General features: G+C 55.4%; 7 protein-coding genes. All 7 read left to right on the top strand.

All coding sequences use genetic code 11. The features are described from left to right. Positions 1 to 1449 (top strand): DUF3426 domain-containing protein (locus Q1L85_RS09275; RefSeq protein WP_300432931.1); only part of this gene is annotated, 1449 nt, incomplete at its 5' end. Positions 1450 to 1595: 146 nt separating this feature from the next. Continuing rightward, the gene (gene dusB / locus Q1L85_RS09270; protein WP_300427378.1) at positions 1596 to 2582 is read left to right on the top strand and encodes a tRNA dihydrouridine synthase DusB; all 987 of its coding nucleotides are present in this window, start codon (positions 1596 to 1598) and stop codon (positions 2580 to 2582) included. Further along, positions 2579 to 2896: a DNA-binding transcriptional regulator Fis gene (gene fis / locus Q1L85_RS09265; RefSeq protein ID WP_300427377.1), complete on the top strand. Its 318-nt coding sequence runs from the start codon at positions 2579 to 2581 to the stop codon at positions 2894 to 2896. The genes dusB and fis overlap by 4 nt, the downstream gene beginning before the upstream one ends. A gap of 69 nt (positions 2897 to 2965) precedes the next feature. Further along, positions 2966 to 4597 carry a bifunctional phosphoribosylaminoimidazolecarboxamide formyltransferase/IMP cyclohydrolase gene (gene purH, locus Q1L85_RS09260; RefSeq protein WP_300432928.1) on the top strand — a complete coding sequence of 544 codons (1632 nt, stop codon included), beginning with the start codon at positions 2966 to 2968 and terminating at the stop codon, positions 4595 to 4597. Positions 4598 to 4939: 342 nt separating this feature from the next. Then, a complete protein-coding gene (gene purD / locus Q1L85_RS09255; protein WP_300432926.1) occupies positions 4940 to 6226 on the top strand; it encodes a phosphoribosylamine--glycine ligase in 1287 nt (428 codons plus the stop codon). Between the two features lie 47 nt (positions 6227 to 6273). After that, entirely contained in the window at positions 6274 to 8604 is a 2331-nt protein-coding gene (locus Q1L85_RS09250; RefSeq protein WP_300427373.1) for a 7TM-DISM domain-containing protein, read from the top strand. 68 nt (positions 8605 to 8672) lie between these two features. Next, complete coding sequence (gene coq7, locus Q1L85_RS09245; protein ID WP_300427372.1) at positions 8673 to 9320, top strand: 2-polyprenyl-3-methyl-6-methoxy-1,4-benzoquinone monooxygenase; 648 nt, start codon at positions 8673 to 8675, stop codon at positions 9318 to 9320. The last annotated feature ends 65 nt before the right edge of the window (positions 9321 to 9385 follow it).

Raw genomic sequence — 9385 nt, 5'->3', positions numbered from 1 at the left:
GAGCCAGAGCCAGAGCCAGAGCCAGAGCCAGAGCCAGAGCCAGAGCCAGAGCCAGAGCCAGAGCCAGAGCCAGAGCCGACAGATATTGTAGAGGCCGAGCCCCTGGCAGCAACCGATATCGATGCCGCTGACGATGATTCGGCCGGCTTTCCTGATCTTCTGGAAGATGCATTTGATGCCGTCACCCTGTCAGGCGAAGCCACGCTTGATGAACTGCTCGAAAACGTAGGTGACGAAGACGACGACCTGCTGATTCATGACGAAATGGACGGCGCAGAGTCGCTTGAAGATCTGCTGGGCGACGACCGCAACCCACCAGAAAAAGACGATCCACTGACCGCTGACCTCAGCGAGCTGGTCTCTGACGACTACGACGATGTGCTCGCTCATGAAGACAAGAGCGATCAGGATGGTCACGACAATCGCTGGGCTCTCGACCTGCTGGGTGACGAACCTGAGCCACGCCATACCGGATTGAGTGACGATCTTGATGGCCCCGACCCCGACTCTTTTGATGATGACTACAACAGCGGCATCTCGTTCAGTCAGATCCGCGAACAGCAGCAGGAGCGTAACCGCCGCCAATTTGATCAGCCCGGAACCGACGCCCAGGCAGACATAACTGACGAACCGGCAATCGCGAGCGGAGTCACTGCGGCGTCGACCACAGACGCCTCAGAACCTGAAGCCTACGTAGACGATTACGTCGACGACTATCAGGACGATCATGCTGAGTTTGAAGGCTACGCGACGTCAGAGCACCTGCAACCCGAAGTCACAGACGTCGCACTGGACAGCACGCCACTGCCGGATGAGTACGACAATCTGTTTGCTGACGAGTCAGAAGCTGACCGGAACATCAATCGTGACGGTATGGCGCTGGACGGCAATCTGTCATTCGCCGACAGTGTTTCGCTGGACATCCCCAACGTAGCCCTGGACCCAGTGACACTCAAGCCGGCGCCCAAAAAACGCTCCGGGATATGGTGGACACTTGCCAGTATATTGCTGGTCGTAGTCGCCGTGGCGCAGCTGGCGTGGTTCCGCTTTGATGTTCTGGCGAGAGATATGACCTTCCGTCCGTATTACACCATGCTGTGTGATGTGGCGGGCTGTACACTGCCAAGTATCCAGGACATCCGTCTGATCCGTACCAGCAACACCGTGTTTAACCAGCACCCGACCATTGCAGAAGGACTGGTGGTCGACACCCTGCTGACCAATATGGCTGATCACCCGCAGCCTTACCCGGATGTAAGAATGGAATTCAGAGACCTGAATGACCGCCTCGTTGCCCAGCGCAACCTGTCACCGTCAGAGTATCTGGCAGGCAACGTATTGCCGGGCGATCTGATGCCACCGGGTATTCCGGTGCACATTGCTGTCGAAGTGATCAATCCTGGCCCAGAGGCAGTCAGCCGGCGGATACAGCTACTGGCCAACCAGTAACGGATCAGGCCGGCGAACACAAGACCAACGTAGCAAGAAATCTGAACATTTTCTGCACATTTCCCCCTTTATTCAGAAGGGGGTTATGAGTATCATACCGCAACTTTTTCATCGCACACTTTTTAACCAGAAGGCACCAGTCTTCCATGCCTGCTATTGGCCCTTACACGCTTCCGAACCCAGTGGTTCTGGCTCCAATGGCAGGAGTCACCGACCGCCCCTTCCGGCAATTGTGCCGAGAGCTTGGTGCTGGCCTGGTGGTGGGCGAAATGGTGTCAGGCAACCCTGATCTGCGGAACACCCGCAAATCAAAGCTGCGCCTGGATCACAGCGGTGAACCCGAGCCAATTGCCGTTCAGATTGTCGGTGGCGACCCACTGGTAATGGCCGAAAGTGCCGTATTCAACGTCAGCAATGGCGCCCAGATTATCGACATCAACATGGGCTGCCCGGCGAAGAAAGTCTGCAACAAGGCTGCCGGTTCTGCGTTACTGCGCGATGAACCTCTTGTGAAAGATATCTTGCAGTCGGTCGTTGAAGCCGTGGATGTGCCGGTCAGTCTGAAAATCCGCACTGGCTGGTCACCCGACATGCGCAACGCAATCCGTATCGCCGAGATGGCAGAAGCGGCAGGCATAGTATCACTGGCGGTACACGGCCGGACCCGCGCCTGCGGTTATGGCAACACTGTCGAATACGACACCATCCGCGACGTGAAACAAAGCGTCAGCATTCCGGTGTTCGCCAACGGTGATATCACTTCAGCGCAGAAGGCCGCTGAAGTTATGCAGTACACAGGAGCAGACGGCGTTCTTATTGGCCGGGCTGCACAGGGACGACCATGGATCTTCCGAGAAATTGTTCATTATCTGAATACCGGAGAACTCCTGGCCGAGCCAGAGCTCGATGAGGTTCAGGCGATTCTGGTCCGCCACCTCCGCTCTTTATACGAATTCTACGGTGAGTACCTGGGCGTACGCATCGCAAGGAAGCACGTCAGCTGGTACCTGCAGACGCAGCCCGGCAACGGCTTCCGCAAAGCGTTTAATCAATTGGATTGCCCATCTGCCCAACTGGCTGCAGTGGCAGAGCACTTCAGGGGCAAAGCAACAGATAAGGATGCAGCAGCATGAACACAGAAGCTTTACTGAGAAAGGTTGACACAGTGACAGACTCCTCCGACATGACAAACCAGCAATTACGCATCCCTACGGGTGCGACGCAGACCCTGCGCGACAGTGTTGAGTACGCACTGAAAAACTATTTTGACCAGATGGAAGGTCAGCACATCGCCGGTCTGTACGACATGGTTCTGTCAGAAGTCGAAGCCCCCTTGCTGGAAACTGTTATGCGCTACACGCGCGACAACCAGACCAAAGCTTCTATCGTACTCGGCCTTAACCGTGGCACCCTGCGCAAGAAGCTGAAACAGTACGGCATGCTCTGAAGCACGCCAACAGAACCTGCGGCCCTGAGCCGCTTTTTCTATTTTTAACCGCTTAGAAAACAGTACCCTATGAGCACTCATATCCCTGCAAACGAGACTCCCGCCGATATCACTCCGGTCCGCCGCGCACTCATCAGTGTGTCTGACAAAACCGGTATCGTTGAATTCGCCCAGGCACTGCACGCCGCTGGCGTTGAAATCCTGTCGACTGGTGGCACCTACAAGCTGCTGATCGACAACCAGATCCCAGCGATTGAAGTATCTGATTACACTGGCTTCCCAGAAATGATGGACGGTCGTGTTAAGACCCTGCACCCGAAAATTCACGGTGGTGTTCTGGGCCGTCGCGGCCAGGACGACAGCGTCATGGAAGAGCACGGCATCAACCCAATCGACCTGGTGGTGGTGAACCTCTACCCGTTTGCAGAAACTGTCGCTAAGCCAGATTGTCACCTGCCACTGGCCATTGAAAACATCGACATCGGCGGCCCGACCATGGTGCGCTCTGCAGCGAAGAACCACGCCTACGTTGGCATCGTGGTGAACGCTTCTGACTACGGCATGGTGCTGAACGACCTGAACAAGGTTAACGGCCTGAGCTACAAAACCCGTTTTGCACTGGCACTGAAAGCGTTCGAGCACACCTCAAGCTACGACGGCATGATCGCCAACTACCTTGGTACCATCGACCAGTCTGCTGACGAACTGAGCACTGATGACCGTCTGGCATTCCCGCAGACCTTCAACAGCCAGTTCCACAAAGTTCAGGAAATGCGTTACGGCGAAAACCCGCATCAGAAAGCGGCGTTTTACGTTGAAGCAAACCCTGCGGAAGCGTCTATCGCAACAGCGAAACAGATTCAGGGCAAAGAACTGTCTTACAACAACGTGGCTGACACTGACGCCGCACTGGAAGCCGTGAAGTCATTCACCAAACCCGCCTGTGTGATCGTGAAGCACGCTAACCCATGTGGTGTGGCTGTGGTGCCAGAAGACGAAGGCGGCATCCGCAAAGCCTACGACCTGGCCTACGCGACTGACAGCGAATCGGCATTCGGCGGCATCATCGCCTTCAACCGAGAACTGGACGGTGAAACGGCACAAGCCATCGTGGATCGTCAGTTTGTTGAAGTCATCATTGCACCAAAAGTCTCCGCTGAGGCGGCTGCAGTCGTTGAAGCGAAGAAAAACGTTCGTCTGCTCGAGTGTGGCGAATGGCCAGCCGAACGCGCTGCAGCCTTCGACTACAAGCGTGTGAACGGCGGCCTGCTGGTTCAGGATCGCGACAACGGCATGATTACTGCCGACGACCTGAAAGTCGTCACTAAGCGCACGCCGACCGAAGCTGAACTGAACGATCTGATCTTCGCCTGGAAAGTTGCGAAATTCGTTAAATCGAACGCGATTGTGTACGCCAAAGATCGTCAGACCGTCGGTGTGGGCGCAGGCCAGATGAGCCGCGTAAACTCTGCACGTATCGCTGCGATTAAAGCGGAACATGCGGGTCTGCAGGTAGAAGGTGCAGTCATGGCATCCGACGCTTTCTTCCCATTCCGTGACGGTATCGATAATGCGGCGAAAGCAGGCATTAAAGCGATTATCCAGCCGGGTGGTTCGATTCGTGATGAGGAAGTGATTGCGGCCGCCGATGAAGCTGGAATCGCGATGGTGTTTACGGGTATGCGCCACTTCCGTCACTGATTAAGGAAGCTATTGCGCTCGCTGTGGCGGTGTTATTTTTTATCTCGGCATGCTCATGTAGGACTACTACACTCCGCAGCCTCGACAAAAAATGCCTTGCCACAGCATCGCTCATAACGCTTCTGCACCGTACATATAGCTTTAGTTTTAGCGGTGCATTGTTAAAGAATTTAAATTTGGTTTTTACGAAAACCATTTAGCCGAAGCCCGGAGATTAAATTCGTCAGAGCAAGGCAAAAATTTTGGAAAAAGCGGAGCTTAGTGGGCTAAGTGAGCATTTTGATAAAATTTTTAACGCTGCTATGGCGGATTTAAGACCGGGCCATAACAAGAGATTTGGCAATGAAAGTATTAGTTATTGGGGCCGGTGGTCGCGAGCACGCTCTGGCCTGGAAGGCGTTACAATCTCCGCTGGTTGAAAAAGTATTCGTTGCACCAGGCAACGCTGGCACCGCCATCGAAGAAAACATCGAAAACGTCGCCATCGACGTACTGGACTTCGATGCTCTGGAAGCCTTCGCGAAAGAAAATGACATCGGTCTGACCATTGTTGGTCCGGAAGCACCTCTGGTGGACGGCGTGGTTGATCAGTTTGAAGCCGCTGGCCTGAAAATCTTTGGCCCTAAAAAAGGCGCTGCGCAGCTGGAAGGCTCCAAAGCCTTCACTAAAGACTTCCTGGCTCGCCATCAGATCCCTACGGCGGAATACCAGAACTTTACCGAAGTTGAACCAGCACTCACCTACCTGCGCGAGAAAGGTGCTCCTATCGTAGTTAAGGCCGATGGTCTGGCTGCGGGTAAAGGCGTTATCGTTGCCGAGACACTGGAACAAGCGGAAGAAGCCGTAAAAGACATGCTGTCTGGTAACGCATTTGGTGAAGCCGGCTGTCGTGTTGTAATTGAAGAATTCCTCGCTGGCGAAGAAGCGTCTTTCATCGTCATGGTCGATGGCAAAAACGTACTGCCAATGGCCACCAGTCAGGATCACAAGCGTGTGGGCGATAAAGACACTGGCCCGAACACAGGTGGTATGGGTGCATACTCCCCTGCGCCGGTTGTGACACCAGAAATCGATGCACGCATCATGCGCGAAGTTATCATGCCGACCGTTGAAGGTATGGCTGCTGAAGGCAACGACTACACAGGTTTCCTGTACGCGGGTCTGATGATCGACGAGTCTGGCGCACCTAAGGTGATCGAATACAACTGTCGCTTCGGTGATCCAGAAACTCAGCCAATCATGCTGCGTATGCAGTCCGATATGGTGGCGCACTGTCTGGCGGCTCTCGAGGGCAAACTCGACAGCGAAACTGCCCAGTGGGATCCACGCCCATCGCTGGGTGTTGTTCTGGCCGCTGCCGGCTACCCGGCTGATTACCCGAAAGGCGATGTTATCTCTCTGCCAGAGAACGACGGCACCGACCGCAAAGTCTTCCACGCGGGTACTAAGCTGAACGACAAAGGCGAAGTAGTGACTGCCGGTGGCCGCGTGCTTTGTGCGACGGCTCTGGGTAACAGCGTCAGCGAAGCTCAGGCACAGGCGTACGAGCTTGTGAAACTGGTCTCGTGGGAAGGCATGTTCTGCCGCTCTGATATCGGGTATCGTGCAGTAGCACGCGAAAAGAGCTAAGCAATCTAACGCCCGTCAGGGCATACAGACAGGGAAAGTAACCAGACATGACAGTGCGCAGACAGTTTTTGAGTGTGACTCTGCTTCTGGTTACTTTTCTGCTCAGCGTGCTGGCCTCTGCCAGCCACGCCAGCGGTCCGGTGATACTGCCAAGCGACCCATTCAATATGCCGATTACCGAAGCCGTGTCGGTATTCGAAGACCCCAATTCCGAACTCAGTGTGACCGATGTTGTACGCAACGACGTGCCACTGCGTTTTTCCCCAAGCCACACCCGTTTTCTCAAACGCGGTCTCACCGACGCCACCTTGTGGCTGCGCTTCAGCCTGCGTAACCCGGACAATCAGCCACGTCAGGTCGTACTGACACTGTCGAATGCGCATATTGATGAAGTGTCGCTGTACGATATTACCGACCTCGAGCGCCCGCAGCTGCAGACTCAGTACGACCTTCTCGGGACCTTCCCTCAGGCGCATCCGTTTCAGCTGCATATTCCCGGCAAAGAGATCCGCAGCTACCTGATCCGTATCCGCACAGATGCGTTGCTGACGACCAGCATTGAAGTGAAAAGCCTGAGCCACTTTGTGGACACAGAACAGCGCGTCAACGTAGTTACGGGCATCGCCGTTGGCTGGATCATTGGTGCCCTGCTGTATTTCCTCTGGTCAGCCCAGAGGCGCAGCAACCTGCTCGCCCGCGCAGGGATTCTCTACGCGATCAGCGTCCTGATCTTCATCCCTGCCTGGGTAGGTATTTTCCGGGTGTACTGGGGGTACTCGCAGGACGTTAACGGCAACCTCGAAACGTTCTCCATCGCCTTGTCGGCCATCGCTCAGATGCTCGCTGTGTACAGTTTACGCTGGCACTCGCGTCTGATCCGGGTCGGCCTGATCAGCCTGATCGCTATTCAGGTGGGTATTGCGGTTGGCGAGTTCTGGCTGCCCAGCGGTGTCATCGAGCTGATTATCAGCGCCACAATTGTGCTGAATGAAATCTTCCTGCTCAGCGTGCTCTGGTTTGGGCGCAGCCAGCAACAGAACGCGCAGCAGTTCCTGCTGATTGGTGCGATTTCAGTCGCCTGCGGGCTGGTACTGACCGTGTTAAACACGGTGAATCTGCTGTCACTGGACAACCTGAATGATCTGATCGTCGTTGCCCTGCCAATGCTGGTGATTATCAGCCTGTTGCTCGCAGACATCAGTATCCGCCGACGTCCGGTCAACGGCGTTCAGAGTGGTGATGTGCGTATGTCGCCCGCCCTGCTCTCACAAATCAGCCACGAATTGCGCACCCCCATCAACGGCATCATCGGTATGTACGAGCTGCTCAGCGACACGCCGCTCTCCAGCGGACAGCGTGACTACATCGAGACTATGCGCCTGGCCAGTCGCGACATGCTGATACTGGCAGATGAGCTTTCCGACCTGGCGAAAATCCGCCAGCAACAAATGACACTTGAAGAAAAACCTTTCACCCTCGCAAACCTGCTGAACAAAACCATGGCGCACTTCCAGCAGGAAGCCATTCGAAAACAGGTGGAACTGGTCGTCGATATCTCTGACAGCGTGCCTCATCGCTTACTGGGCGACCGCAGTCGCCTGCAGGTTCTGCTGCATAACCTGTTTGCCCGTACGCTTGCCTACACAGAAGGCGGCGAACTTACGCTCTCGGCCAGCTACTACCGGGGCGGTCAGGCGCAGGGACTGAGACTGCAGATTCAGTTGGCCGGCACCATCGTTAAGCAGGATGAACTGAAAATGCTGTTCCGGCTTCTGCAGCCCGAACATCAGAACACCGACGACAATAATCCGCGATACTGGAACCTGCTGGTCGTGCGTGCGCTACTGCGTCAGATGAACGCCTCTCTGGACGTTGAGAGCATGACCAATCAGGGCGCGTCACTGACACTCTTCCTGCCAGTACAGCCCGACCCGGACCAGACGGCAGATGACGTCTCCGACACCACGCTGAATGGCATGCGGGTACTGATTGTCGACGACAATGCATCCCTGCGTTCGGTGCTGGAAAAGCAGCTCCGCCGCTGGGGCATCCGGGCAGACAGTACTTACAGTGGCAAAGAAGCCCTCGCGATGATGCGCAACCAGTGCTCATTGCAGGAACCTTACGACGTGATCATTATCGACCACGACATGCCAGTGATGTCAGGCCTGCAACTGACAGAGAAGCTCTATGCAGATGATGAAATCTCACCGCGTCCATCCACGCTGATGCTGACTGGCATGAGTATCAGCAGCGTAGAAGGTGAAGCCCGCTCTGCAGGCATCAGCTGTATTATTCCTAAACCCGCCAGCGGCAAGCGCCTGCGCGAAGCACTCGCCGATCTGCAGCAACAGAAGCGCCCATCGCAATCATACTGACACCAGTCATGCATCTGACGCCCGGATCACGTAAAATGCCCCCACGTCATCTGTTAAAGGTCTGTACTATGACTGCCAAGCGTCGTTACTCCCTCTTCGATCAGGTTATCCGCCAGGCTGACCAGGCCCTGCGCACCCTTGTGCCCGGTGCCGCAACGGCTGAGCGCTCCTCCCCTGCAGAGCAGCGGGAATTTACTGAGATGAGTGATGAAGAACGTAAACACGCCGCAGGCCTGATGCGCATCAACCATACCGGCGAAGTCTGCGCTCAGGCGCTGTATCAGGGCCAGGCTCTGACAGCCAGACTGCCCGAAGTTCGTGACGCCATGGAAGAAGCCGCACGCGAAGAAGTGGATCACCTTGTCTGGTGCGAGAACCGTATTAAAGACCTGGGCAGCCACACCAGCCGCCTTAACCCCGCTTTCTATGCCCTGTCGTTCGGTATTGGTGCCGTTGCCGGTAAAATCAGTGACCGCATGAGCCTGGGATTTGTTGCTGCCACTGAAGAGCAGGTATGCAAACACCTGTCTCACCACATGAGCAGCCTGCCCGTGCAGGATGAAAAAAGTAAAGCCGTGCTATTGCAGATGCTCGAAGACGAAGCACGTCACGCCACACACGCGCTTGAAGCCGGCGGTCTCAGATTTCCCCTGCCCGTCAAACTGGGTATGAGCGCTCTGTCAAAGGTTATGACCAAAACGACCTACCGGGTTTAGGTAGCCATTGTTGAACTACACGACGGTCAGTGGCGTGACTGCTATTGGCACGTATCGTGGTTTGA

The organism is uncultured Thalassolituus sp. (assembly GCF_950066645.1).
Classification (GTDB): domain Bacteria; phylum Pseudomonadota; class Gammaproteobacteria; order Pseudomonadales; family Oceanobacteraceae; genus Thalassolituus.
This window is presented reverse-complemented; position numbering and strand designations above follow the sequence as displayed.

What these genes read in the sequence shown, in the direction of transcription:
- dusB (WP_300427378.1), top strand. Translation starts at nt 1,596, where the DNA reads ATGCCTGCTATTGGCCCTTACACGCTTCCGAACCCAGTGGTTCTGGCT.
- fis (WP_300427377.1), top strand. Translation starts at nt 2,579, where the DNA reads ATGAACACAGAAGCTTTACTGAGAAAGGTTGACACAGTGACAGACTCC.
- purH (WP_300432928.1), top strand. Translation starts at nt 2,966, where the DNA reads ATGAGCACTCATATCCCTGCAAACGAGACTCCCGCCGATATCACTCCG.
- purD (WP_300432926.1), top strand. Translation starts at nt 4,940, where the DNA reads ATGAAAGTATTAGTTATTGGGGCCGGTGGTCGCGAGCACGCTCTGGCC.
- Q1L85_RS09250 (WP_300427373.1), top strand. Translation starts at nt 6,274, where the DNA reads ATGACAGTGCGCAGACAGTTTTTGAGTGTGACTCTGCTTCTGGTTACT.
- coq7 (WP_300427372.1), top strand. Translation starts at nt 8,673, where the DNA reads ATGACTGCCAAGCGTCGTTACTCCCTCTTCGATCAGGTTATCCGCCAG.